The 24,238-nt window shown below is 65.9% G+C and carries 21 protein-coding genes, 8 tRNA genes and 1 other RNA gene; 11 read left to right on the forward strand and 19 right to left on the reverse strand.

Annotated elements, in window-relative coordinates; all coding sequences use genetic code 11:
- Positions 1 to 26 precede the first annotated feature (26 nt).
- A complete protein-coding gene (dnaX, locus tag LIW09_RS09455) occupies positions 27 to 1,784 on the reverse strand; it encodes a DNA polymerase III subunit gamma/tau (RefSeq protein ID WP_256645389.1) in 1,758 nt (585 codons plus the stop codon).
- 113 nt (positions 1,785 to 1,897) lie between these two features.
- Here dnaX and LIW09_RS09460 point away from each other — a divergent pair.
- Positions 1,898 to 1,990: transfer RNA gene (locus tag LIW09_RS09460), tRNA-Ser, on the forward strand.
- Between the two features lie 191 nt (positions 1,991 to 2,181).
- Here LIW09_RS09460 and LIW09_RS09465 read toward each other — a convergent pair.
- The 4 genes from LIW09_RS09465 to LIW09_RS09480 all read right to left on the reverse strand — a co-directional run bounded on the left by LIW09_RS09465 (position 2,182) and on the right by LIW09_RS09480 (position 6,382).
- Positions 2,182 to 3,453, reverse strand: coding sequence for a DSD1 family PLP-dependent enzyme (locus LIW09_RS09465; RefSeq protein WP_256645390.1), 1,272 nt, complete (start codon positions 3,451 to 3,453; stop codon positions 2,182 to 2,184).
- Positions 3,454 to 3,528: 75 nt separating this feature from the next.
- Complete coding sequence (locus LIW09_RS09470; protein ID WP_256645391.1) at positions 3,529 to 4,899, reverse strand: D-arabinono-1,4-lactone oxidase; 1,371 nt, start codon at positions 4,897 to 4,899, stop codon at positions 3,529 to 3,531.
- 4 nt (positions 4,900 to 4,903) lie between these two features.
- Positions 4,904 to 5,269 (reverse strand): c-type cytochrome, encoded by a 366-nt coding sequence (locus LIW09_RS09475; protein ID WP_256645392.1) that lies wholly within the window; start codon positions 5,267 to 5,269, stop codon positions 4,904 to 4,906.
- Between the two features lie 93 nt (positions 5,270 to 5,362).
- A complete protein-coding gene (locus LIW09_RS09480; RefSeq protein ID WP_256645393.1) occupies positions 5,363 to 6,382 on the reverse strand; it encodes an AraC family transcriptional regulator in 1,020 nt (339 codons plus the stop codon).
- 198 nt (positions 6,383 to 6,580) lie between these two features.
- On the opposite strand from LIW09_RS09480, the gene ffs reads away from it, so the two are divergent.
- Positions 6,581 to 6,677, forward strand: an RNA gene (ffs, locus tag LIW09_RS09485) — signal recognition particle sRNA small type.
- A 61-nt stretch (positions 6,678 to 6,738) separates the two neighbouring features.
- Here the strand turns inward: ffs and LIW09_RS09490 are convergent.
- The gene (locus LIW09_RS09490; RefSeq protein ID WP_256645394.1) at positions 6,739 to 7,470 is read right to left on the reverse strand and encodes a 3-deoxy-D-manno-octulosonic acid kinase; all 732 of its coding nucleotides are present in this window, start codon (positions 7,468 to 7,470) and stop codon (positions 6,739 to 6,741) included.
- Positions 7,471 to 7,491: 21 nt separating this feature from the next.
- On the opposite strand from LIW09_RS09490, the gene LIW09_RS09495 reads away from it, so the two are divergent.
- Positions 7,492 to 8,544, forward strand: a complete 1,053-nt coding sequence (locus tag LIW09_RS09495) for a glycosyltransferase family 9 protein (RefSeq protein ID WP_256645395.1) — start codon at positions 7,492 to 7,494, stop codon at positions 8,542 to 8,544.
- On the opposite strand, the gene LIW09_RS09500 is transcribed toward LIW09_RS09495, so the two are convergent.
- Positions 8,545 to 8,952 carry a DUF6165 family protein gene (locus LIW09_RS09500; protein ID WP_256645396.1) on the reverse strand — a complete coding sequence of 136 codons (408 nt, stop codon included), beginning with the start codon at positions 8,950 to 8,952 and terminating at the stop codon, positions 8,545 to 8,547.
- A gap of 96 nt (positions 8,953 to 9,048) precedes the next feature.
- On the opposite strand from LIW09_RS09500, the gene LIW09_RS09505 reads away from it, so the two are divergent.
- A tRNA-Ser gene (locus tag LIW09_RS09505) sits at positions 9,049 to 9,138 on the forward strand.
- Positions 9,139 to 9,369: 231 nt separating this feature from the next.
- A complete protein-coding gene (locus LIW09_RS09510; RefSeq protein ID WP_256645397.1) occupies positions 9,370 to 10,074 on the forward strand; it encodes a PP2C family protein-serine/threonine phosphatase in 705 nt (234 codons plus the stop codon).
- Positions 10,075 to 10,093: 19 nt separating this feature from the next.
- On the opposite strand, the gene dnaQ is transcribed toward LIW09_RS09510, so the two are convergent.
- Genes dnaQ through LIW09_RS09525 form a run of 3 tightly spaced genes read right to left on the reverse strand, consistent with a single transcriptional unit; the run spans position 10,094 to position 11,933 of the window.
- Complete coding sequence (dnaQ, locus tag LIW09_RS09515; RefSeq protein ID WP_256645398.1) at positions 10,094 to 10,810, reverse strand: DNA polymerase III subunit epsilon; 717 nt, start codon at positions 10,808 to 10,810, stop codon at positions 10,094 to 10,096.
- Entirely contained in the window at positions 10,810 to 11,268 is a 459-nt protein-coding gene (rnhA, locus tag LIW09_RS09520; RefSeq protein WP_256645399.1) for a ribonuclease HI, read from the reverse strand. The genes dnaQ and rnhA overlap by 1 nt, the downstream gene beginning before the upstream one ends.
- Complete coding sequence (locus LIW09_RS09525) at positions 11,265 to 11,933, reverse strand: hypothetical protein (RefSeq protein WP_256645400.1); 669 nt, start codon at positions 11,931 to 11,933, stop codon at positions 11,265 to 11,267. Before LIW09_RS09525 ends, rnhA begins: the two co-directional genes overlap by 4 nt.
- A gap of 46 nt (positions 11,934 to 11,979) precedes the next feature.
- On the opposite strand from LIW09_RS09525, the gene gloB reads away from it, so the two are divergent.
- A complete protein-coding gene (gene gloB / locus LIW09_RS09530) occupies positions 11,980 to 12,744 on the forward strand; it encodes a hydroxyacylglutathione hydrolase (RefSeq protein ID WP_256647209.1) in 765 nt (254 codons plus the stop codon).
- Between the two features lie 94 nt (positions 12,745 to 12,838).
- Positions 12,839 to 13,627, forward strand: a complete 789-nt coding sequence (locus LIW09_RS09535) for an enoyl-ACP reductase FabI (protein ID WP_256645401.1) — start codon at positions 12,839 to 12,841, stop codon at positions 13,625 to 13,627.
- Positions 13,628 to 13,699: 72 nt separating this feature from the next.
- Here the strand turns inward: LIW09_RS09535 and LIW09_RS09540 are convergent, their stop codons facing one another.
- The 8 genes from LIW09_RS09540 to tig all read right to left on the reverse strand — a co-directional run bounded on the left by LIW09_RS09540 (position 13,700) and on the right by tig (position 22,609).
- On the reverse strand, positions 13,700 to 15,667 hold the full coding sequence (locus LIW09_RS09540) for a peptidyl-prolyl cis-trans isomerase (protein WP_256645402.1): 1,968 nt from the start codon (positions 15,665 to 15,667) through the stop codon (positions 13,700 to 13,702).
- 128 nt (positions 15,668 to 15,795) lie between these two features.
- Positions 15,796 to 15,872 (reverse strand) — tRNA-Asp (locus tag LIW09_RS09545).
- A gap of 54 nt (positions 15,873 to 15,926) precedes the next feature.
- Positions 15,927 to 16,001, reverse strand: a tRNA-Val gene (locus LIW09_RS09550).
- Between the two features lie 99 nt (positions 16,002 to 16,100).
- Positions 16,101 to 16,373, reverse strand: a complete 273-nt coding sequence (locus tag LIW09_RS09555; RefSeq protein ID WP_256645403.1) for an HU family DNA-binding protein — start codon at positions 16,371 to 16,373, stop codon at positions 16,101 to 16,103.
- A gap of 219 nt (positions 16,374 to 16,592) precedes the next feature.
- Positions 16,593 to 19,055: an endopeptidase La gene (lon, locus tag LIW09_RS09560; protein WP_256645404.1), complete on the reverse strand. Its 2,463-nt coding sequence runs from the start codon at positions 19,053 to 19,055 to the stop codon at positions 16,593 to 16,595.
- 184 nt (positions 19,056 to 19,239) lie between these two features.
- Positions 19,240 to 20,529 (reverse strand): ATP-dependent Clp protease ATP-binding subunit ClpX, encoded by a 1,290-nt coding sequence (clpX, locus tag LIW09_RS09565; RefSeq protein ID WP_256645405.1) that lies wholly within the window; start codon positions 20,527 to 20,529, stop codon positions 19,240 to 19,242.
- Positions 20,530 to 20,656: 127 nt separating this feature from the next.
- Positions 20,657 to 21,280: an ATP-dependent Clp endopeptidase proteolytic subunit ClpP gene (gene clpP, locus LIW09_RS09570; RefSeq protein WP_256645406.1), complete on the reverse strand. Its 624-nt coding sequence runs from the start codon at positions 21,278 to 21,280 to the stop codon at positions 20,657 to 20,659.
- Positions 21,281 to 21,316: 36 nt separating this feature from the next.
- A complete protein-coding gene (tig, locus tag LIW09_RS09575; protein WP_256645407.1) occupies positions 21,317 to 22,609 on the reverse strand; it encodes a trigger factor in 1,293 nt (430 codons plus the stop codon).
- A 249-nt stretch (positions 22,610 to 22,858) separates the two neighbouring features.
- On the opposite strand from tig, the gene LIW09_RS09580 reads away from it, so the two are divergent.
- From LIW09_RS09580 to LIW09_RS09595, 4 genes are all read left to right on the forward strand, one after another.
- Positions 22,859 to 22,935: transfer RNA gene (locus LIW09_RS09580), tRNA-Pro, on the forward strand.
- A 35-nt stretch (positions 22,936 to 22,970) separates the two neighbouring features.
- Positions 22,971 to 23,047: transfer RNA gene (locus LIW09_RS09585), tRNA-Arg, on the forward strand.
- 25 nt (positions 23,048 to 23,072) lie between these two features.
- Positions 23,073 to 23,149 (forward strand) — tRNA-His (locus LIW09_RS09590).
- Positions 23,150 to 23,206: 57 nt separating this feature from the next.
- Positions 23,207 to 23,282, forward strand: a tRNA-Lys gene (locus tag LIW09_RS09595).
- Positions 23,283 to 23,571: 289 nt separating this feature from the next.
- On the opposite strand, the gene ssb is transcribed toward LIW09_RS09595, so the two are convergent.
- Positions 23,572 to 24,096 carry a single-stranded DNA-binding protein gene (gene ssb, locus LIW09_RS09600; RefSeq protein WP_256645408.1) on the reverse strand — a complete coding sequence of 175 codons (525 nt, stop codon included), beginning with the start codon at positions 24,094 to 24,096 and terminating at the stop codon, positions 23,572 to 23,574.
- Positions 24,097 to 24,238: the final 142 nt, after the last annotated feature.

Consider the following 24,238-nt stretch of genomic DNA (forward strand, 5'->3'; position numbering starts at 1 on the left):
TGCAAAGGTTGATGGAACCCGGGTAATCAGGGTGCGTCGAGCGGACGGATGGACTCCGGCACGATCTGCGCACCGTGTGACTGCACCAGGCGCTGGATGCCGGGATCGGTGACGAAACCGCTTTCGGCCTCGCTCTGGCGAACATCGCGATTGCGCGCGTTGCGCGCATTGGCGGTCTCGCTGCGCGGCTGGCCGGCTTCGAAGCGAATCTGCACATCCCCTCCCAGCTGCCGCCCCACCGCATCGCAAAGCTGCAGTACCAGGCTTGGCGAGCGCAAGTGCTCCTGTTCCGGCGCCAGCGCCAGCCGCAGCACGCCGTCGGTGTGTGCCACGAACGCGGCGTTTTCCGCCAGCAACTTTGGGGCGCCACGCAGCCCACAGCGCGCCACCAGCTCCAGCCAGTGTTCGCTATCGGTGACCAGCAGCGCGCTGCCCACAAAGGCGTTGGCGTTGGGCGCCGGCACTGCATCCACCACGCGTGGCGTGGCGGGCGGCGACGTTTCCACGCGCGCGGGTGCCGTATCGGGCGCAGGGGCCGGCATCGGCGGCGGCACCTGCTGCGGTTCTGGCGTCGCCTCCGCCATCGTCGCACGTGCGCGGGCGGCGGCATCGGCACGCGCCTGCGAAGGCTGCGGCGCACGGTGCGCGGCAGCGGGGTGCGGACGCGGGGCAGCCTGCTGCGACGCGTCGCCGTCGGGCCGGAACGCCAGCATCCGCAACAGGGTCATCTCGAAGCCGCTGCGCGGACTTGGCGCATAGCCCAGGTCACGACGACCGTTCAGCGCCATCTGGTACCAAAGCTGGACCAGCTCGGGGCGCAGCTCCGCCGCCAGTGCATCGACGTCGATGGCATCGCTGCCGACATCCGCAGCGGGCACCAGCTGTTTGACCTGGATGCGGTGCAGCGCCTGCGAGAACGCATCCAGCACGCCGCCCCAGTCCGGTGAAAAGTCCGCCAACTGCGCGGCCTCGTCCAGCAGACGCGCGCCATCGCCAGCCGCCAGTGCCGCGAGCAGTGCCTGCACGCGACTGCGATCCACCGTGCCCAGCATCGCCGCCACCGAGATGCCGTCCAGCCCGCCGCCGCCCGCCGCCGAACCGCAATAGGCAATCGCCTGATCCAGCAGCGACAAGCCGTCGCGCAGGCTGCCATCGGCGGCGCGCGCCAACTGCGCTATCGCATCCTCATCGCAGTCAATGCCTTCCGCAATCAGGATCCTGCTGATCTGCCCGCGGATCTGCTGCTCATCCAGACGCTTGAGATTGAACTGCAAACAGCGGCTGAGCACCGTGACCAGGAGCTTTTCCGGATCGGTGGTGGCGAACAGGAACTTGACGTGTTCCGGCGGCTCTTCCAGTGTCTTCAGCAGCGCATTGAACGCCGCCTTCGACAACATGTGCACTTCGTCGATCAGGTAGACCTTGTAGCGGCCGCGCGACGGCATGTACTGCGCGTTTTCGATCAGCTCGCGGACATTGTCCACGCCGGTATTGGAGGCGGCGTCGATCTCCAGCAGGTCGATATAGCGGCCGGCGTCGATGGCCTGGCAGGTCTCGCACTCACCGCAGGGCTCGGCGGAGGTGCCGCGCTCGCAGTTCAGCGACTTGGCGAAGATGCGGGCAATGGTGGTCTTGCCCACGCCGCGGGTGCCGGTGAACAGGAAGGCGTGATGCACGCGGCCGGTTTCCAGCGCGTTGGTGAGCGCGCGCACCACGTGCTCCTGCCCGACCAATTCGGCGAAACGCTTGGGGCGCCACTTGCGGGCGAGGACGAGATAGGACATGCCCCATTCTGCCACGCCGCCGCGACTCGCCCCGGCCCTTGCCCAGGCCAAACCGGCAAGCCCTCACGACTCCCTTGTGGCACCGCCCCGCGATGGATAGAATGCGCGGTTCCGGAGAGGTGTCCGAGCGGTTGAAGGAGCACGCCTGGAAAGTGTGTAAGCGTCTAAACCGCGCTTCGGGGGTTCGAATCCCCCTCTCTCCGCCAGACATGAAAAACGCCCCCTTGCGGGGCGTTTTTCATGTCTGGCGGAGAGAGGCTGGATGAGTAGTCCCCCGCCGGGGTTCGACACATCGGCAGTCCTGCCGATGCGGACAGCCGCAGGCTGCCCGCAGGGCGAGGGCCATGGATGGCCCGAGTCTATCCCCCGGATCGCGATGCCCCGCTCGCGCTTCCGCCTACGCCGCAAACACCGGCCATCGATCCACGATTCTGCCGCCGCGCACGATCACCAGGTCGCCGAACTGCAGCAATACCCCTTCGCTGATCTGCGGGCGGAAAAAAACCTGATCGTCCACGCCAAGCCCGACGCTTGGCGCTGCGTTGACGATCTCCTGATTGGCGCTGTGCCCGAACAGTTCGTTGAACTGCAGGCCTTTTGGCGACGCGTAATCGGCAAGCCACCAGCCGCCGTAGATGAAGAAGGTTTCGCGCTGGTTCGGGTCCCACCACGACATCACGCGCGAGCGGTCATCCAGCGCCGGCAGTTCGATCGGGCCGGTCTTCTTCAGCACCGGGGTGGCGATGAATGCGGCCGGCACGTGCTCCTTCAGCGTCTCGATGTCGTAATGGGTGGGCTTGAGCAGCGCGGTGCCCACGCTGATGTCGTTGCTCACGGTTTCGTGCGCGTGCAGGGCGTAGCTGGGGCTGCCGCCGGAATTCAATGTCAGGTCGTCGCGCCATAGCGACGGGTAATCGCGCCGCGCGACATCGACGAAACCGCGATAGCGCGCCATGGCCTTGCCCAGCAATTCCTGCGCCGAGCCGAGCATCGACGGCACGCCCATGCCCACGTGCGCGTCGTAGCCCATGAATCCGCTGAATTCCAATTGCTGCGGGTGCGCCGCAATCACGTCCAGCATCGCCTTCAATTCGCGATTGCCGCGTGCGCCGCCACGGTGCAGGCCGACGTCGATCTCCAGGCTGGCGCGCATTCGCGTGCCCAGCCCGCGCGCCAGTTCGGCGTACTCGCGCAGGCGCTGTGGCGTATCGAACAACCACTGCAGCTGCCGCGCCGGGTTGAACGGGCCCTTCAGCCCGCGGTAGAAGCGCGCGGCCGCCGCCGCCGGCAGCGGCTTGCCCATCAGCACATCGAATTGCGGAAACAACGCGGCATCATGGTTGAGGAACGGCTGGTGGAACGACATCAGCCGGTTGCTTTGCGCGCGGCGTGCGATGTACTCGATCAGCATCGGCGACGGCAATGATTTTTCGACGATGCGGTATTGCTTGCCGGCAACGCGCAGGGTGCGGGTGACGCGCTCCAGGTTGGCGTCGAGCCGGTCGAGGTCGATCACCATCGCCGGCTGCATCGGCCCGTTGCGCCTCAGCTCCGCGTTCAGCGCGCGGAAGTATGCCGAATAGGGTTCGCCATGGTCGCCAGGCTTTGCCCACCACAGCGCCATCGCCCCCAGACCCAGCGCGCCAGCCACGAACTTGCGACGCTTCATTCCACCTCCCTTCGCGCCATCACGGCACACTGCGCGCCGCAAGCCATCGGCCACTGCGCCCGTGAGCGCCGGCCATCAACCCACGCCCAGCACGGAACGCAAGTGTGCGTTGAGGAACTTGCCGGCCGGGTCCAGCGACTCGCGCACGGCCAGGAACTCCTTCCATCGCGGATACAACGGCGCCAGCAGGCGCGCATTGAGCGTGTGCAGCTTGCCCCAGTGCGGGCGACCGTCGTATTTCCAGAAAATCGGCTCGATCCGGGCGAAAAAATCATGGTGGTCCATCCGATAGTACTGATGCACCGAAATCGCGCAGGCATCGCGCCCCTGGAACATGGACAGCATCGCGTCGTCGCGCTTGACGTAGCGATATTCGATGGGGAAAAAGCTGTCCAGCTTTTCGTCGCGGATCTTCTTCATGATCTCGCGCAGGCAGGCAGGCCCCGCCTCGGCCGGAACCTCGTACTCCATTTCGTTGAAGCGCACGTCGCGCACGTTGGCGAACACCCTGTATGAAGCGTCGATGACATCGGGGAACGACACCGCGTACTTGACCAGGAAATTGAGCATTCGCGCATACACGCGCGGCGAATTTTGCCACTCGAGATGGACGCGCTGCAGCAGCGCGACCTTGTCCACATCGCCGCCGGGCTGCTTGGACAACACGCGCGGGTCGGCGGTTTCATCCATGGTCATCGCCACCGCCACATCCGAATGCAGCAGCACATTCATTTCGAAATGATCGTGCTCGCGGAGCAGGCGCGGCATGTCCTCCAGCAGTTCTTCGTAGCGTTGCACCCACTCCCGGCGATGCAGCTTGAACGCCGCGCGATTCTGCAGGCGTACCCGCGTCACCACGCCGAGCGCGCCCAGCGAGCAGCGCGCAGCGTCGAACACGTGCGGATAGCGCTGCGCGTCGCAGTCAATGGCATCGCCGCTCGCGGTCAGCAGGCGCAGGCCCACCACCTGGTCGGAGTACGAGCCGAAACGTGGCCCGGTGCCGTGTGTCGAGGTGGCAATGGCGCCGGCCAGCGTCTGGTAGTCGATGTCGGCCATGTTTGGCAATGCCAAGCCCGCCTGCGCCAACGGGGCGCCCATCTGCGACATCGGCGTGCCTGCCCACCATTCCGACTGCCGGGACTGGGCGTCGTGGCGAAGCATTCCCTGCAGGTTGCCGAGCGACAGCACGGTGTCGTCGGTGGGCACCAGCGCACTGAACGAATGGCCGGACCCCACTGGCCGCACTGTGCCGGGGGCGTTGCGCAAGGCGTCGGCCAGCTGCGCCTCGGTGGCCGGTGCGATTCGCGCTGCCGGCAGGCAGGACTGCGCGCCCGACCAGTTGCGCCACGGTATCGGCCGGGCCGCGTTCGCCTTCCCCGGCCCCAGGAGACCCAACAGCCCCAGGGCTCCCAATCCTTTGATCAACTCCCGGCGCGTCGATTTCATCAGGTCACTGCTCCAGCCGCGTGCCGGACATGTAGCCGATCAAGGCGGCGTATTGTTCCTCGCTGCAGTCTGCGCATGCGCCCATTGGCGGCATCCCGTTGAACCCGTTGATGGTGTGTTCCAGCAGCATCTCGCGCCCCTTGCCCATGCGCGGCGCCCACGCGCCACGATCACCCGCCAGCGGCGCACCGCTCGCCGGATTGGCGTGGCAGGTGGCGCAGCTTCGCGCATAGATCGGTTGCAGTTCGGCCGCAAGCGCCGGCGGGGCCTGCGCCGCGACTGCCGTTTTTTCCTGGCACCCCGTCACTGGCAGCAGCAACGCCCACACCATCGCGAGCGCAAACAAGGGGCGGTTGAAGAATGGCAGCATCAGAGAGAAGCCCGGACAGCGTTGGCCGTACTTCACCATGCACCGCAGCGAAGGGACAGGGGCTTGCGGCGGCCAATTCCGGCGACATGGCGCCTAGCGTGCCTGGCGCAGCGCGCCCGGCGCCTGGCCAAGCCAGCGCTTGCACGCACGTCGGAACGCCCGAGCATCGGAAAACCCGAGGCGTCGGCTGGCTTCGGCGACGGTCACCCCCGCGTTCTCCAGCAGGTCGCGCGCCGCCTGTGCACGCACACGGTCGCGAATCCCGCGAAACGAGGCACCCGCTTCGCTCAACCGCCGACGCAGGGTCCTGGGGCTGAGTTCCAGCGCGCGCGCCAACTGCTCGACCGACAGCCGCTGCTGGCCCGGCCGCAGCAGCAGCTGCTCGACAGCGGCCACCGTGCCCAGCGCCTCCAGCTGTGCGTGCCGCTCCAGTTGCGCGCACAACTGCGCCGACAGGGCGGCGTCGTGACGCGGCATCGGCCTGTCCAGCCAGCCGGGGGCAATCACGAGCACATTGCGACGGCTGCCGAAGCGCGGCTCGCAGCCAAACAGCTCACGGTAACGGTGGAGGTGGTCAGGCGCCGGGTAGGCGAGCTCCAGCGACTGCAGCACCACCGGCTCGCCCAGCTCGACGCGAAACAACTCCAGCACGCTGGCGAGCAGCTCCTCGATCAAGAACATCGCCACCTGCGCGTCTCGCAGGCGCGGTCGGACTTCCAGCATCGCGCCGGACGCCGACGGCACCAGTTCGATATCGACCAGCGCGCCGCCGGCGGGGTAATACCGCCCCCCCAGCTGCACCGCTTCGCCAACGGTCGCCGCAGTCACGAATGCCTGCCCCAGCAGCCCGAAGCTGGCCAAGCCCTGCCCCAGCCCAATCTCCAACCCCAGATCGGCCCGCGCAGTCAGCTGCAGCGCGCGACGGATCATCCTCCACGCCTGCCGGTTGGACACCAGCGCGCCCGCGCGCAACGCCTGCACGTCCAGCCCAAGCCCTGCGTACAGGCGCTCGGGTGCGATGCCGAAGGCGGCGACTCGCTCGCACAGCGTGACCAGCAGGTAGGGAATGACGTCCGGTGCGAACTGGCTGGAATCAAGCTTGTGCCGCGACATCGGACGAAAACCTCCCGCAATGCTCGCCGTCGTGCGAATCCGACCCCGCATCCACCGGGGCTGCACGCGCCGAAAACATGTAAACTAACACTTCGCGACGTAGCGCCATGCGCCCGCCGCAGACTCGCAAGAGTCGCCCAAGCGCCGCGTGCGCGGGAGTTCGCGACATGCGGCTCTGCAACACCGTCTATGGTGGCCCCGTCGGCCCCTCGCGACGCTAGGTCGAAAATCCCGCCAGGGCCGGAAGGCAGCAACGGTATCGACTGATGCGGGCGCCGAGGTCAGCCGGCGGGGCCGCCACCTTTCCAGCCAGGCACTTTTGACCGGCGCGGCCAGGCCGGACGAGCTGGATGGCGCTAGTACCCCAGCTTCCAGGCAGCGTCGTACGCCGCGCGCAACTGCTCGAACCCTGCCTCCGCCTGCTGCCCGCGCAGCTTGCGCAGTGAACGCAGCAGGCGTTGCAGGTTGCCCTCGCGCCAGCCTGTCGCGGGAATGCGCAAGCAGGACTGGTCGAAGTCGATCATCCAGCCGCGCCCGTGTTCGTCGAACAAGATGTTGTAGGCATTGAGGTCGGCGTGGTCCAGCCCGCCGCGATGGAAACGGGCAATCAGTTGGCCTGTCGCCTCCCACGGCGCCTCACCCGCGTCTGCCAGCGCCGCCAGCGAGCGCACGCCATGCAGGCGCTGCATCAAGATCGCAGCGCGATAATGCATGCCTTCGCGGCGATACCAGGCCGCGAATGGCATTGGCACCGGCAAGTTCTTCGCCCGCAACACGCGCAGCAGGCGAAACTCGGCAAAGCTGCGGACCCGGTTGATCCCGCGCCACAGGTGCGCGTCCCGGCTGAACTTCGCCGCCAGCCCGCCGCGCAAATAGTGGCGCAGCAGCGCATCCCCCTGGCCAAAATCGATGAACCACGCGCCACCGCGCCCGCCTTCGGAGACCGGCTGCGCCGCGCCCCCCCAGTGCTGCAAGTCGAACCAGGCAGATTCGGGTTGCCGCAACTGGGTGCGGTCGAACAGAATCGCACCATAGCCGCGCGTGTCGCGGAACGGCGTCAGGTGCTCGTTGGCGTCGAATCCTGTCATTTCTGCGAGTGTAGCAATCGCGTGCAAAAAGCCCATGCCCCGCGCTCCATCTGCCTGCTGCGCCTATCGGCATTGGGCGACGTCACCCACGTGCTGCCGTTGCTGCACACCCTGCGCGACGCTTGGCCCAACGTGGCACTGAGCTGGATCATCGGCAAGGCCGAGCACCGCCTGCTGGCGGGCTTGCCCGGCGTGCGCTTCGTCGAATACGACAAGGCTTCGGGCTTTGCCGGCATGCGCACCCTTCGCCGCGAACTGGGCCAGCGCTTCGATGCCTTGCTGCAGCTGCAGGTGTCGGCACGCGCCAACCTGCTGTCCGCATTCGTCCCTGCGCAACGGCGGATCGGCTACGACCGCGCGCGCAGCAAGGAAGGCCACGGCCTGTTCATCAACGAGCGCATTCCCGACCGGTCCGGCGGTCACGTGCTGGATGCGATCGGCAGCTTCTGCGAGCCGCTGGGGCTGACCCGCACGCATGTCAGCTGGAAACTGCCCGTCCCCGAAGCGGCGCATGCGTGGGCGCACGCGCAGTGGGATGAGGACGGCCGGCACACGCTGATGGTGTCGCCCTGCTCCAGCCACGCGCTGCGCAACTGGCGGGCAGACCGCTACGCCGCGCTGGCCGACCATGCCATCGCCCAGGGCTGGCGGGTGGTGCTGTGCGGCGGGCGCAGCGAACTCGAACGGGCCACAGGCACTGCCATCCTGGCCGCCATGCGCGAGCATGGCCGCGTGCTTGACCTGATTGGCAAGGACACGCTGAAACAGTTGCCGGCACTGCTGGCCCGCGCCGACCTGCTGGTGACGCCGGACTCCGGCCCGATGCACATCGCCAACGCGATGGGCAGCAAGGTGCTGGGCCTGCATGCCGCCACCAACCCGGAACGCAGCGGCCCCTACTCCGACCGCCGCTTCTGCGTGAACCGCTATGACGACGCGGCGCGCAAGTACCGCGGCATGCCCGGCTCGGATCTGAAATGGGGAACCAAGATCGAAGCCGATGGCGTGATGGACCTGGTCACCGTGGCCGATGCGATCGCCGCGTTCGAACGCTTCCGCGCGCGCCACGCCTGATCAGGCACCGCTTCCCGAACCGTAGTCCTGATACGACTTCTCCTCGACGTAGGCCGAGCCCAGCGCCAGGTTGATGTCCTTCTTGATCCGCGCGCGGGTGTCGTTCTCGAAATACACGCTGCGTGCCAGCCGGATGAAGTCGGCATCGAACGCCTGCGCCCGCTCCTGCAGGCGGATCTCGTCTTCGATCACCCACAACCGTTCGTTGACCGCCTTCAACCCGGCGCGCAACCCGGCAATATCCTGCTGCGAGGCCGGATGCGCCGCCCAGGTGCGCTCCAGCGCCTCCAGCTCCGCGCGCACATTGGCCAGCTTGGCGGCATCGCTCATGCGCTCCGACTTGATCTGCAGGATCGCGATCTTGTCCAGAAGTTCGCCGAAAGAGACGGGGACGAGGATTTCGGACATCGGGGCACCGGGCTGAGGACGGGCCTTCAGTGTAGCCGCCTTGCTCGCACACCTGCCGCCCCGTATGATGTGCGGCCGCTGTACACCCAGGTTTTCGGAGAGGTGGCAGAGCGGTTGAATGTACCTGACTCGAAATCAGGCGTAGGTGTGAGCCTACCGGGGGTTCGAATCCCCCCCTCTCCGCCAGATACGAAAAACGCCCCTTGCGGGCGTTTTTCGTCTGTGCGGGACGCAACGCAGGGCGCCTTCCAGTCCAGCCACGGCAGCGCCCAAGTCGAGACATCCATCAACCTTTGCTGGACTTTCGACACAGGCCGAAGCCGCTTGCGCTGCGGCATCATGGCCCATCAGGCCACTGCGTCCGGTTTGCCCGCATCCCTGCGTTTCCTTCCACAAGCCACGACGATTGCCGCACGCATGATCGAATTCGGACACCTGACCCACGTCGGCCTGCGCCGCGAGCTGAACGAAGACACGTACTACGGCGACAGCGAGCTTGGCCTGTGGCTGGTCGCCGACGGCATGGGCGGTCATGAATATGGCGAGGTCGCCAGCGCGCTGGCGCGCGAGACCATCGTCCGCGAGGTGCGCGCCGGCAACAGCCTGGCCGGCGCAATCCGGGTGGCCGACGAAGAAATCATCCATTGCTCCAAGCGTCGCGGCGACAGCCTGCCGATGGGCACCACCGTGGTGGCCGCGCGGGTGAACGGCAATCGCTTCGAGGTGGCGTGGGTGGGCGATAGCCGGGTCTATCTGTGGCGCGACGCTGCGCTCACCCAGATTTCCCACGATCACAGCTATGTGCAGGAACTGATTGCACAGGGCGCGATCAGCGCCGACCAGGCGCGCAGCCACCCGCACCGCAACGTGGTGACCCAGGCGCTGGGCGTGACCGACCCGCAGCAGCTGAATGTGGAAACCCTGGCCGGCGAGCTGCGTCCCGGCATGCAGCTGTTGCTGTGCAGCGATGGCCTGACCGAGGAAGTCGATGACCACCACATCGCGCAAGTGCTGGCCCACTGCGAATGCAGCGCGCAGGAATGCGTCGATGGCCTGGTGGCTGCCGCGCTGGATGGTGGCGGCTCCGACAACGTGACCGTCATCCTGGTGCGCCGGCACTGATTGCAGCCGGCCGGGTGACTCACCCTCCGCTGACGTCCAGTTCCAGCCACGCGCAGCGACCCGCCTTCTTCTGCAACGCCGCCAGCCTCGCGGCATGCGCCTCCGCTTCACCCTCCCCGATGCGCACGCGCGGGCGCGATGCGACATCGCCAACCCGTACCGCGATCCGTTCTGCAGCCGCCACCGTCGCCGCCGACTCAGTGCCAAAGCCGATCTCCCCCTGGCCCGAAGTCAGCGCCAGATAGACATCGGTCAGGATCTGCGCATCCAGCAGCGCGCCGTGCAACTGGCGCTGCGAGTTGTCCACCCCCAGCCGCCTGCACAGCGCATCCAGTGAATTGCGTTGCCCCGGGTAGCGCTGCCGGGCAAGCTGCAGGGTGTCCTCCACCGTGCAGCGATCAAGCACTTTCCCGCGCCCCTCCAGCCGCGCCAACTCGGCATCCAGAAAACCCAGATCGAATGCGGCGTTGTGGATGATCAGTTCGCTGCCTTCGATGAAGTCCAGGAATTCGCCGGCGATGTCGGCAAAGCGCGGCTTGTCGGCCAGGAACTCCAGGCTGAGCCCGGTGACTTCCTGTGCGCCCTGCTCGAACGCACGATCGGGATTGAGGTAGCGATGGAACGTGCGCCCGGTTGGTCGACGCTCCAGCAATTCCACGCAGCCGATCTCGACGACGCGATTGCCCTTTCTCCACTCCAGCCCGGTGGTTTCGGTATCCAGAACGATTTGCCGCATCAGCCTGCCTGCCCCTTGTATGCCGTTGCCTGATCGCGCGCCAGCGCGTCCACGCGCTCGTTGTCGGGGTCGCCGCTGTGACCCTTGACCCAGCGCCAGTCCACCACGTGCCTGGATGCCGCAGCATGCAGGCGCTCCCACAAGTCACGGTTTTTCACCGGGGCGCCACCTGCGGTTTTCCAGCCACGCCGGATCCAGCCTGCCATCCACTCCAGAATGCCCTGGCGGACGTACTGCGAATCGGTGGTGAGCACCACTTCGCAGGGTTCGCGCAGTGTTTCCAGGGCCGCGATCGCCGCCATCAACTCCATGCGATTGTTGGTGGTCTGGGCGTCGCCGCCCACCAGCTCGCGCTCGATCCCGCGCCAGCGCAGCAGCGCAGCCCAGCCACCCGGCCCCGGATTCCCCAGGCAGGCGCCATCAGTATGGATTTCGACCCGCTTTTGCGACGCATTCATGCCGGTGTTCCTGCCTGCCAGCCAAGCACGCGCGGCGTCGGCAACGGCGTCAGTGGCCACCTGCGTTTTTCGGCACGCAGCAGGAACGCTGCCCGCAGCCCGACCCCTGCCTGCAAGCGCGGCACCGGGGTGACGTTCCAGCTTGGCCCCAGCCCCTGCGAGATGGCTTCCGGCAGCAGCCCGGCACTGCGCAGCAGCCGTCGCCATGTCACCGGCTCACGCGCGCGCAGGGCGTGGCCGCGCCAACGCAGCCGATACGGGGTGATCGGGTTGAGTGCCAACAGCCACAGCCAGCCGCCCGGGAGCAACACCCGTGCGCCCTCCTCAAGCAGCGCGCGCGGGTCGCAGCCGGCATCCCCCGCATGCTGGACCACGACAATCGCGCAGGACTCGCTGGCCACCGGCAGCGGCAGGGTGCAGCGCAGGCCGCCACCCAAGGTCGCCCCCTCCGCCCAGTGCAGGCGCAGCACCGCCGCACCGCCCATCTGCCCGGGAAGCGCCATCGAGGCCGGCCCCAGCCACAGGCTCGGCTGCCCCGGCCGCTGCCGCAGCGCTTCGCCGATGCAGCCGGCCTCACTGGCCAACACGGCTTGTCCGGCAGCACCGGCAAACCAGGCATCGGCTGCCACGGCATCGGGTTGTGATCTGGTCGAGGACAGCGGCATGATCGGCAGTTTGCGGGAAACCTCGCGCGCCGTCACGGCTGGACAAATGGATCTACTGCCGATTCCCGCCTTGCAGGACAATTACATCTGGCTGCTGCGCGATGCCGGCGGCCGCGCGCTGGTGGTTGATCCGGGCGATGCAGGTCCGGTATTGGCGGCACTGGATGATGGCCCGCCGCCACATGCCATCCTGTTGACCCATCATCATCACGATCACATTGGCGGCGTGCCCGCATTGCTGGCGCGCTGGCCGGGCACCCCCGTCATCGCGCCACGCGACGAGCGCATCGCTCGCGCCAGCGTGCGCGTGGACGACGGCGAGCGGATCAAGATCGGCGCATGGCGGTTCGATGTGATCGCCGTTCCCGGCCATACCCGCAGCCACCTCGCCTATCACGGCGAAGGCCTGCTGTTCTGCGGCGACACGCTGTTCAGCCTCGGCTGCGGGCGGATGTTCGAAGGCACGCCTGCGCAAATGCACGCATCCCTGCAACGCCTGGCCGCCCTGCCCGACGCGACGTGGGTCTGCTGCGCGCACGAATACACGCAGGCCAATGCCGCATTCGCGCACGCCGTTGATCCAGACAATCCCTCCCTGCAGGCGCGCGTGCGGGAAGTCCTCGCGCTGCATCAGGCGCAGGTCCCCACGCTGCCCACACGGCTGGTGGACGAACGCGCCTGCAACCCGTTCCTGCGTTGTTTTGCGCCCTCCGTGCGCGCGGCGGCGCAGCACCAGACCCGCCAGCCGCTGCTGGACGACAGCATGGTGTTCGGCGCGCTGCGTGCCTGGAAGGATGGCTTTCGCGCCTGATTGCCGGCCGCGCCACACTGGCCGCAAACCCGCGCGCAAGGCACACTAGAGCATTCGCTCGAAGCGCCCCACGCGCATCATTCAAGGAGACACCATGGGATTCCTGCAGGGCAAACGCGCGCTGGTCACCGGCATCGCCAGCCAGCGTTCAATCGCAACCGGCATCGCCGATGCCATGCACCGCGAAGGTGCGGAACTGGCGCTGACCTACCAGAACGAAAAGCTCAAGTCGCGCGTCGAGGACGCCGCCGCCGGGTACGGCAGCAGCATCGTGTTGCCGCTGGACGTGGCCGATGACGCGCAGATCGACAACTGCTTCGCCGAACTGGGCAAGCACTGGAGCGACGGCTTCGACATCCTCGTGCACTGCATCGCGTTCGCCCCGCGCGAAGCGATTGAGGGCGATTTCCTCGACGGCATCAACCGCGAGCGCTACCACATCGCCCACGACATCAGCGCCTACTCGCTGGCCGCGCTGGGCAAGGCCGCGCGCCCGCTGATGAAAGGCCGCAACGGCAGCATCCTCACCCTGTCCTACCTCGGCGCCGAACGCGCACTGGCCAACTACAACACGATGGGCGTGGCCAAGGCCTCGCTGGAAGCCACCGTGCGCTACATGGCGATGGCGCTGGGCCCGGAGGGCACCCGCGTGAACGCGATCTCGGCCGGCCCGATCCGCACCCTGGCGGCGTCCGGCGTGGCCAATTTCCGCAAGATGCTCAGCCAGTTCGAGACCGCGGCGCCACTGCGCCGGGTGGTGACCATCGAGGACGTGGGCAACGCCGCCGCGTTCCTGTGTTCAGACCTGGCCGCAGGCATCACCGGCGAAGTGACCTACGTCGATGCCGGCTACAACATCATGGGCATGAGCGGCATCGACTGACCGCAACGCGCGTTGCCGCAACGAAAAACGCCCGGCACTGCCGGGCGTTTTCGTTGCCTGGGCCGAAGCAACCTACAGCCGGTCTTCCGCCACTTCGATTTTGTAATTGCCGCGCATGGCGCGCACGAAGGCATCCTGCGCGAACTGGCCTGTCATGTCCGACGCTTCCTTGCGCTGCTTGGCACGAATTTGCGGGGTGATCTGGGTCAGGTCGCCATCACGCACCGCACGCACGGCGAACACCAGGTAACCGCCGCCAGCGCGGGTCATGCCAACCGGCAGCACGCCACCGCGCGCGCGCGGCAGGTTGAAAAACGCGGCCACGGCCTCTGCCGATGGTGCCTGGCTGCGCCGATCAAGGTCGTTGACCTCGTTGACCGCCAGTCCGGATTCCCGCGCAGCCGCGTCCAACCCCTTCGCCTGCGCTGCCTTGACCAGTGCTTCGGCTGCCGCTTGCGCCGCTTTCTGCTGCCTGTCCGCGTGAATCGATGCCACGACTGCGTCACGCACCTGTGCCAGCGGCATCGCCTGCTCCGGCTTGTGCTCGATCACCCGGATCAGCACCGTGCGCAGCGGGCCAACTTCGATGGGATCACTGGCGGTACCGTCCTGCATCAACGCCTCGGAAAACGCGGCGCGGAGCACCTTCTGTTCGGACGCAATGCCGGGGGCGCCGGCCCGACTGAACACCGGCGTCGTCTGCACCGCCAGGCCCAGCGCCTTGGCAGCCGGCACCAACGAGGTGGGGTTCTTGTACACCGCGTCCACCAGCTTGCCGGTCAACTCGTTGAACGCCTGCTCGCGCCCACCTTCCTGCACTTCCTTCTCGAGCTCGGCGCGCACATCCTCGAACGAACGCTGGGCACCGGCCTGCACCTGGTTGAGCTTGATGACGTGCCAGCCGAAGTCGGACTTCACCGGCCCGCGCACTTCACCCGCCTGCATCGCGAACGCGGCCGCATCGAATGCCCCTGGCATGCTGCCCTTGCCAATCCAGCCCAGGTCTCCGCCATTGGCCTTGGAGCCGGCATCGTCGGAATTGGCACGCGCCAGCGCGGCGAAATCCGCGCCCGGTGCCTGCGCCTCGGCAGCCAGCTGCTTGGCCTTGGCCTCGGCTGCCTTCTTCTGCACTTCACTGGCATTCGCCGGCACCGCGACCAGAATATGCGCGACCTCGCGCCGTTCCGCGGTGGAGTACTTGGAAATCTGGTCCTGGTAGCGCTTGCGCAGGGCGGCCTCGTCGGTGGCAGGCGCCGGCAGCTTGCTGCCATCCACCTCCACGTATTCCAGACGCACGGTTTCCGGGCTGCGGTACTGGCCCTGATGGGTCTTGTACCAGGCCTCGATCTGCGCCGGCGTCACCTCCGCCGTATCTGCCGCAGGCGGCGGCAACAGCACGAAGCCGACGTCGCGACGCTCGAACAGCAGACGGGTCAGGCGATCGAGCTCGGCATCGGTCACGAACGCGGACGCGGCAACGCCCACCGGGATCAATGCGGTCTTCAGGCTCTCGCGGACCTTGCTTTCGTACTGCGTTGGCGCCATCGGCGGACGCCCACCCGCCAGCTGCATCTGGTAACGCTCGGCATTGAACGCGCCGTCCACCTGGAACGCCGGCGTGCTCTGGATGTTGTCCCGCACCTCGGCATCGCTGACCACGACGTTGGCGCGATCGGCAGCGAGCAGCATCAGCTGTTCATCCACCATCGCATCCACGATCCGGCGCTTGTTTTCAACCGACTCGAACGCCTTGGGATCGAAGTTCTCGCCCTGCTGCGCGCGCATGCGCATGCGCGCATCCTCAAGACGCTCCCGGTACGCCTGCGAATCGATGTCATGGACATCCCACAGGTAGGTGACCGGCCACACCTGCGGTGCCGACTTCCACCACGAGGGCGGCTGTGCGATGCGGGCCACGTAGGTGTCCACCCGCTGCGACATGTACGACTCCATCCCGAAGAAGGCGAATGGAACGATCAACAAGCCAAGGATGACGGTGGCAACCCAACCGGAGGTCTTTTCGCGAAGTTTATGCAGCATGAGAAGGCGACTATGAGGCGTAGCCACGTAGTCTAACGCGAGCTGGCGCCAACGGCATGGACTCGCCGCATGCCGCTGCCCCTGAAAAAGCAAAAAGCCCTGCATCGCTGCAAGGCTTTTGCTTCAACTGGCGGAGTGGACGGGACTCGAACCCGCGACCTCCGGCGTGACAGGCCAGCATTCTAACCGACTGAACTACCACTCCGCTGTGAGCCGACAATTGTACGTACCAATACTGGCGCGTGCAAGTTTTTTTTCCTGGTGGGCACTGAGGGGATCGAACCCCCGACCCGCTCCTTGTAAGGGAGCCGCTCTACCGCTGAGCTAAGTGCCCGGGCCGGGCATTATCGCAGCACAAAGCACCTGGAGGAACAGGTTCCCAAGAAAAAGCCCGGCTTTTGGCCGGGCTTCTTGCAACACATGGCAACAACGATCAGTTGACCGCGTCCTTCAGTGCCTTGCCGGCCTTGAACGCCGGGTTCTTGGAAGCCTTGATCTTGATGGTGTCGCCGGTGCGCGGGTTGCGGCCGGTACGGGCAGCACGCTTGCGAACCGAGAAGGTACCGAAGCCCACGAGGGTCACGGTATCGCCCTTCTTGAGGGCCTTGGTGATGGCGGCAACCATCGCGTCGACTGCGCGGCCGGCGTCGGCCTTGGTCAGTTCGGCGTTGTCGGCCACGGCTTCGATGAATTCGGCTTTGTTCATTTGCTTATTGGCTCCGTTGCGGGAAAGTGACGCAGAGAATTCATTGCCCGAAACCAACGGCGCTCCCCTGCCCTGGTTTCGGATGTGCCACGGCGGCTGTTCTGCAATCGCCGCGGTTGCCAATCTTATACCAGTGCAATTTCCTCCATGCAACACTGAAAACAAGCACTGGTGCGGCTTCCAGCCCAGTTCCGACGAATGGTTGCCAACCCCGGACTTTCAGTGCTTGACGGCGGCACGAGAACCTGTCTTGGGTTTGCCCTTGGCTTCCGCCAGTCGCGGGGCCACGCGCGCGCCCTCGGGCTTGCGCGAGGGCAACGGATGTTCAAGCGCCAGATCCAGCACCTCGTCAATCCACTTCACCGGGATGATTTTCATGTGCCGCGTGACGGTGGCCGGGATATCGGCAAGGTCCTTGCGGTTCTCGTCGGGAATGATCACGGTCTTGATGCCGCCGCGCAGCGCCGCCAGCAGCTTCTCCTTCAGGCCACCGATGGCGCTGACCCGGCCGCGCAGGGTGATCTCGCCGGTCATCGCCACGTCATGTCGCACCGGAACCCTGGTCAGCATCGACACCAGCGCGGTGGCCATGGCAATGCCGGCACTGGGCCCGTCCTTCGGGGTGGCGCCATCCGGCACGTGCACGTGCACGTCGTGTTTCTGCAGGAAATCGACGTCGATACCGAGCTGGCCCGTCCGCGCCCGCACGACCGACAGCGCCGCCGAAGCCGACTCCTTCATGACGTCCCCGAGCTGCCCGGTGAGGATCAGCGCCCCCTTGCCCGGCACCAGCGTGGACTCGATCTGCAACAGGTCGCCGCCGGCTTCCGTCCACGCCAGGCCGGTGACCAGGCCGATTTCGTTTTCGGCTTCCGCGCGGCCGTAGTCGAAGCGCTGCACCCCCAGATACTTGTCCAGGTTCTTGCCGTTGACGTTGACCGTCTTCGGTTTTGCACTCTTCGGCTGCGCGCCCTTGAGCGCAATCTCCTTGACCACCTTGCGCGCGATCTTCGCAATCTCGCGTTCGAGGCTGCGCACGCCCGACTCGCGCGTGTAGTAGCGGACGATGTCGGTGATCGCGCTGTCTGCAATGGCCAGCTCACCCTCGCGCAACCCGTTGGCCTTGAGCTGTTTCGGCACCAGGTAGCGGGTCGCGATGTTGAGCTTCTCCTCCTCGGTGTAGCCGGGGATGCGGATCACCTCCATGCGGTCCAGCAACGGGCCGGGAATGTTCAGCGAATTGGCAGTCGCCACGAACATCACCTCGGACAGATCAAGATCCACCTCCAGGTAGTGGTCGTTGAACGTGTGGTTCTGCTCCGGGTCCAGCACCTCCAGCAGCGCCGAAGACGGGTCGCCGCGAAAATCCATCGACATCTTGTCGATTTCATCCAGCATGAACAGCGGGTTCCGGGTGGCGACCTTGTTGAGGTTCTGCACGATCCGGCCCGGCATCGAGCCGACATAGGTGCGGCGATGGCCGCGGATCTCGGCCTCGTCGCGCACGCCACCCAGCGCCATGCGCACGAACTTGCGATTGGTGGCCTTGGCAATGCTCTGCCCCAGCGAGGTCTTGCCGACGCCGGGCGGGCCCACCAGGCACAGAATTGGCCCCTTCATCTTGCTCACCCGCGACTGCACCGCGAGGTATTCGAGGATGCGCTCCTTGACCTTTTCCAAGCCGTAGTGATCGGCATCCAGCGTTGCCTGCGCCGCCTTCAGATCCTTCCTGACCTTGCTCCGCGCTTTCCACGGCACGCCCAGCAACCAGTCGAGGTAGTTGCGCACCACACCGGCTTCCGCCGACATCGGCGACATTTGCTTGAGCTTGGCCAACTCCGCGCGCGCCTTGGCTTCCACCGGCTTGGGCATGCCGGCGGCAGCGATCTTCCTGGCGATTTCCTCGAGATCGTTGGGCGCATCGTCGAGCTCGCCCAGTTCCTTCTGGATCGCCCTCATCTGTTCATTGAGGTAGTACTCGCGCTGGCTCTTCTCCATCTGCGACTTGACCCGGCCGCGGATGCGCTTTTCCATCTGCTGCACGTCGATCTCGCCATCCACCATCCCCACCAGGAGCTCGAGCCGCTCGGCGGTATCCAGGGCTTCCAGCAGCTTCTGCTTGTCGGCCAGGCGCACGCCCAGATGGGCGGCCACCGTGTCGGCCAGCCGTTCCGGCTCATCGATCCCCGACAAGGTCTGCAGCAGCTCGGGCGGCAGCTTGCGGTTGGTCTTGATGTACTGCTCGAACAGCGACAACAACGTGCGTCCGATCGCCTGCAGCTCGCGCGGTTCGCGGCTGGGCGCACCGGCCTGCGGCGCGCTCGCCTCCAGCACCTCGGCCTCGGCGAACAGCGCGCCGTCCTGCGCATGCACTTGCCCCACGCGTGCGCGCGAAAGCCCCTCGACCAGCACCTTGATGGTGCCATCCGGCAACTTCAGCAATTGCAGAACCTGCGCCATGGTGCCGATCGCGTGCAGATCCGCTGCCTGCGGGTCATCGGTATCGGCGGATTTTTGCGCAACCAGCAGGATGTGCTTGTCGCCCTCCACGGCGATGTCCAGCGCGCGGATCGACTTCTCGCGGCCCACGAACAGCGGGATCACCATGTGCGGGAATACAACCACGTCGCGCAGCGGCAGTACCGGCAGGGCTGAGGATTCATGACGGGTAGGGGCGGCCATGCGAAGACTCCAGATTGCGGCTGCGGCGCACCTGCGCCGCCGTGCTTGGTTTATGGGGCTGCCCGCAGCAGGTTGCAAGCGGCATTTCCAGCGCACGCGAAATCCGCAATGGAATCAGCAGGTTGCGAACGCCAGAATGCAAAAGCCGCCCGCAGGCGGCTTGTGCACTGGCACGACATCCGCCTCAGTCGGCGGCAGCGGCCTTGGCTGGCGCAGGCACGTTCTGGTAGATCAGGTACGGCTCGGACTTGTGTTCGATCACCGATTCATCCACCACCACCTTGCTGACGTTTTCCAGCGACGGCAGGTCGTACATCGTGTCCAGCAGCACGGATTCGACGATGGTGCGCAGGCCGCGCGCGCCAGTCTTGCGCTTGAGCGCCTTTTTCGCGATGGCCGAGAGCGCGTCCGGACGGATCTCCAGGTCCACGCCTTCCATCTCGAACAGCTTCCTGAACTGCTTGGTGATGGCGTTTTTCGGCTCGGTCAGGATCTTGATCAGCGCCGCTTCGTCCAGCTCTTCCAAGGTCGCCACCACCGGCAAGCGGCCGACGAATTCCGGGATCAACCCATACTTGATCAAGTCTTCCGGCTCGACCTGGGCCAGCACCTGGCCGATGTCGGCCTTGCGTTCGGCGCTCTTGACCTTGGCACCGAAGCCGATCCCGCCGGAGTCGTTGGAACGCTGCTGGATGACCTTGTCCAACCCGGCGAACGCGCCGCCGACGATGAACAGGATGTTGCGGGTGTCGACCTGCAGGAACTCCTGCTGCGGATGCTTGCGCCCGCCCTGCGGCGGCACGCTGGCCAAGGTGCCTTCGATCAGCTTCAGCAGCGCCTGCTGCACGCCTTCACCGGACACGTCGCGGGTGATCGACGGGTTCTCGGACTTGCGGCTGATCTTGTCGATCTCGTCGATGTAGACGATGCCCTGCTGCGCCTTTTCGACGTCGTAGTCGCACTTCTGCAGCAGCTTCTGGATGATGTTTTCCACGTCCTCGCCGACGTAGCCGGCTTCGGTCAGCGTGGTGGCATCGGCCATGGTGAACGGCACGTTGAGCGTGCGCGCCAGCGTTTCCGCCAACAGCGTCTTGCCCGAGCCGGTGGGCCCGACCAGCAGGATGTTGGACTTGGCCAGCTCGATGTCGTCCGACTTCTGCCGGCTTTCGATGCGCTTGTAGTGGTTGTAAACCGCCACCGCGAGCGTCTTCTTCGCCCGCTGCTGGCCGATCACGTACTGGTCCAGTACCTCGAGGATTTCACGCGGCTTGGGCAGCGAGCTGCGGTTGGACTGCGCCTTTTCCTCGAGTTCCTCGCGGATGATGTCGTTGCACAGCTCGACGCATTCATCGCAAATGAACACGCTGGGGCCGGCAATCAGCTTGCGCACCTCATGCTGGCTCTTCCCGCAGAAGGAGCAATACAGGATCTTGCCATTGTCGCCGGTGTTGCGTCCCTGACGGTCTTCGCTCATTCGCTACTCACTCGCCGCACTGCTGCGGCCATTGCCCGAGAATACCATAGCCCTCCGCCGGGCCAGCGGAAGGAACGTTCGTCTGGATCGCCCGCACAAGACCGGTAACGGCCATCGCGGGCAAGACTCAAGCGGATTGAATGGACTCGTCCGGGCGCCGGCTCAGCACTTCATCCACCAAGCCATATTCGCGGGCGGCTTCGGCCCCCTTGAAGTTGTCGCGGTCGGTGTCACGTGCGATCACGTCGATCGGCTGGCCGGTGTGGCGGGCCAGGATTTCGTTGAGGCGCTCGCGCATTGCCAGGATCTCGCGCGCCTGGATGTCGATGTCGGTGGCCTGGCCCTGCGCGCCGCCCAGCGGCTGATGGATCATCACCCGCGAATTGGGCAGTGCATAGCGCTTGCCGGCCGCGCCTGCCGCCAGCAGCACCGCGCCCATCGAGCAGGCTTGGCCAACGCAGATCGTGCTGACGTCCGGCTTGATGTACTGCATGGTGTCGTAGATCGCCATGCCGGCGGTGACCACGCCACCCGGCGAGTTGATGTACAGGCTGATGTCCTTCTCGGGATTCTCGGCTTCCAGGAACAGCATCTGCGCAACGACCACGTTGGCCACGTGATCGTCGATGCCGCCCACCAGGAAGATGACCCGTTCCTTCAGCAGGCGCGAATAGATGTCGTACGCGCGCTCGCCGCGGCTGGTCTGTTCGACCACCATCGGCACCAGGTTGAGGGATTTGATCGGGTCCATGGATTCTCGCTTTTGGCTGTGTGGGGCTGCCCCGGATTACGGGCTGATCGCTTCCTGGAAGCTCAATGCCTGCTCGGTATGCTGGGCGCGCTCGGCGATCCAATCGATCACCTGCTCTTCCATCACGCGATTCTGCAGACCCTGCATCAACTGGGGGTCGTTGCGGTACAACGCAATGACCTGCTCGGGCTGTTCATAGGTGGAGGCGATCAATCGCATGGTTTCGTTCAGGCGCTCTGGCTCCAGGCGCAGCTCGTTGCGGCGCGCGACCTCACCCACCAACAAGGCCATCAGCACGCGCTTGCGCGCTGCGTCCTGGAACGCCTCGGGGCCGGCGGTCAGCTGCTGGCCTTGGCGGCTCGCCTGCTCGGCCGCATTGGCCATCAACATGCGCGCCTCGTTCTCGACCAGCCGCGGTGGCAGCTCGACGTCCTTGTAGGCTTCGGTCAGCTGCTCACCCACTTCGCGGCGCAGGCGGTTCATCAGCGCACCCTTCAGCTCGCGCTCCAGGTTGCTGCGGATGTCGGCCTTGAACTGCTCGACATCGCCGCTGCGAACGCCGAAGCTGCGGATGAACGCGGCGTCGATTTCCGGCAACACCTGTTCCGCCACTTCCACCAGCTTGAAGGTCGAGGTCACCGTCTTGCCGGCGAACTGCTGGACGTGCCAATCGGCGGGCAGGGTGATGTCGAGGGTCTTTTCCTCGCCGGGCAGCATGCCGGCAATCGCCGACTCCACTTCAGGGTAGATCGCGCTGGAACCCAGCACGGTGCTGGCCTTCTCCACGCCCTCGGCGGGCATGCGCACGCCATCGACGGTGCTGGTGGTTTCAATGCTGGCCAGGTCGCCGGCCTTGGCCGCACGCTCCACCTTGCTCCAGCTGCCGCGCTGCTGGCGGAGGTTTTCCAGCATCCGCTCGATGTCGGCATCGGCCACTTCCGCAGTGTGCCGCACGACCTGCAGCTTGCCCATGTCGAGATCACCGAACTCCGGCACCAACTCCACCGACGCCACGTACTTCAGCTCGCCCTCGGCCGCATCTTCGCCCGGCTTCACTTGCGGCATGCCCGCCACGCGCAGTTCGTTGTCGCGCACGGCCTGGTCCAGCGCCTGGCGCAGCAGGCCATCCACGATCTCGGCGCGCACTTGGCCGCCATACCGCTGCTCGACCACCTTGGTCGGCACCTTGCCGGGACGGAAGCCCTTGATGCGCGCGGTATGCGCGATCTCGCGCAGGCGGCTGCCGACCTGGGCATCCACGTCGCCCGCAGGCAGGCTGAGGGTAACGCGGCGCTCGAGGTTGCCGGTGGATTCGACCGAGACTTGCATGAGGCGATGACTCCTGGGCGGGTTCGCGGGAACCCGGTAGCGGGAACAAGGGGTGATTCGAGCGCGACACGGCCGCGCGGAACGCACTAGTTTCCCCGATTTCGGCCACCGGTGCCAGCCACCCGCGTGAATGCGTTGACATGCGCTGCCCGGCGCCGGACAATGCCCGGCCTTTCGTAGCGCTGGCGTGCCACGGGAGACAGTGATCGCCGAGGTCAGGCGGCCGCTGGAATGTGTTGGTTCCATCGGCGGGGTATAGCGCAGTCTGGTAGCGCGCCTGCTTTGGGAGCAGGATGTCGGGGGTTCGAATCCCTCTACCCCGACCATTCCGGCAATGCCCGATACACTGGTTCCGGATCGAGCGCCCGTAGCTCAACCGGATAGAGCACCGGCCTTCTAAGCCGGTGGTTGCAGGTTCGATTCCTGCCGGGCGCGCCAATGTTCCAGAAGTTGAAGTTCCGTGGTGGCTGTAGCTCAGTTGGTTAGAGTCCTGGATTGTGATTCCAGTTGTCGGGGGTTCGAGTCCCCTCAGCCACCCCACCCTTGTCCGGGTCGGGATGTTGCATCGCGGAATTTGTCTGCTACAATTTTTTTCTCGGGCCGTTAGCTCAGTTGGTAGAGCAGTTGACTCTTAATCAATAGGTCGAAGGTTCGAATCCTTCACGGCCCACCAAATACCCGAGACGCCCGGCCATGTGCCGGGCGTTTTCGTTTCCCGGGCACCGATGTGCGCGGATTCGAACCTGCGGTTCGCCCGCTGCGCGGGCCCTGCCCTGCGCGAGGCAGCGCGCAGGGCGTTCGCGGGCTCGCAGCGGCGCTGCTCGAAAGCCCCGCTCACCCTTCACGGCCCACCAAATACCCGAGACGCCCGGCCATGTGCCGGGCGTTTTCGTTTCCCCACGAAAAAGCCCCGCAGGACGGGGCGTTTTCGTGGTTGCGCAGCGCTGGATGGCGCGCACCCGCTAGAACGGGATGTCATCGTCAAACGGCACGCTGCTGTCGAAATCAGCCGCCTTCCTGGCGGGCGCTGCCGCCGGCTCGCGGCGCTGGGCGGGCGCACGCTGCGCCCGATCTCCGCCGTAGCTGCCGCCTCCGCTGCCGCGCTGGTAGCGACCCTCATTGCCGTCTTCACTGCCACTGCGCGGACCGCCACCTTCACCGCCGCCGATCATCTGCATCTCGTCGGCAACAATGTCGGTGGTGTAATGCTTCACCCCGTCCTTCTCGTAGGAGCCGTACTCGATGCGGCCCTCGATATAGACCTGGCGGCCTTTCTTCAGGTACTCGCCGGCAATCTCGCCCAGCTTGCCGAACAGCTTGACCCGGTGCCATTCGGTCTTTTCGATCTGCTGGCCGTCCTTGTCCTTGCGAACGCTGGTGGTGGCCACGCTCAGCGTGGTGATCGCCATCCCGCCCTGCGTGTATTTCACGTCCGGGTCGTTGCCGAGGTTGCCGACCAGGATCACCTTGTTTACGCCGCGTGCCATAGCTGCCTCTGTCTCGTTTCGTCCGGAGCGGACGATCACATTGAAGTATAGCCGGCAACCGGATGGCAGCCGGCACATGCCGTATCGCAGGGTCGGAAAATCCCTTCGCCGCTTATACTTCGTCATTCACCGATGAGCCAGC

The sequence above is a fragment of the Thermomonas paludicola genome, from assembly GCF_024498955.1.
In the GTDB taxonomy this organism is placed as follows: Bacteria; Pseudomonadota; Gammaproteobacteria; order Xanthomonadales; family Xanthomonadaceae; genus Thermomonas; species Thermomonas paludicola.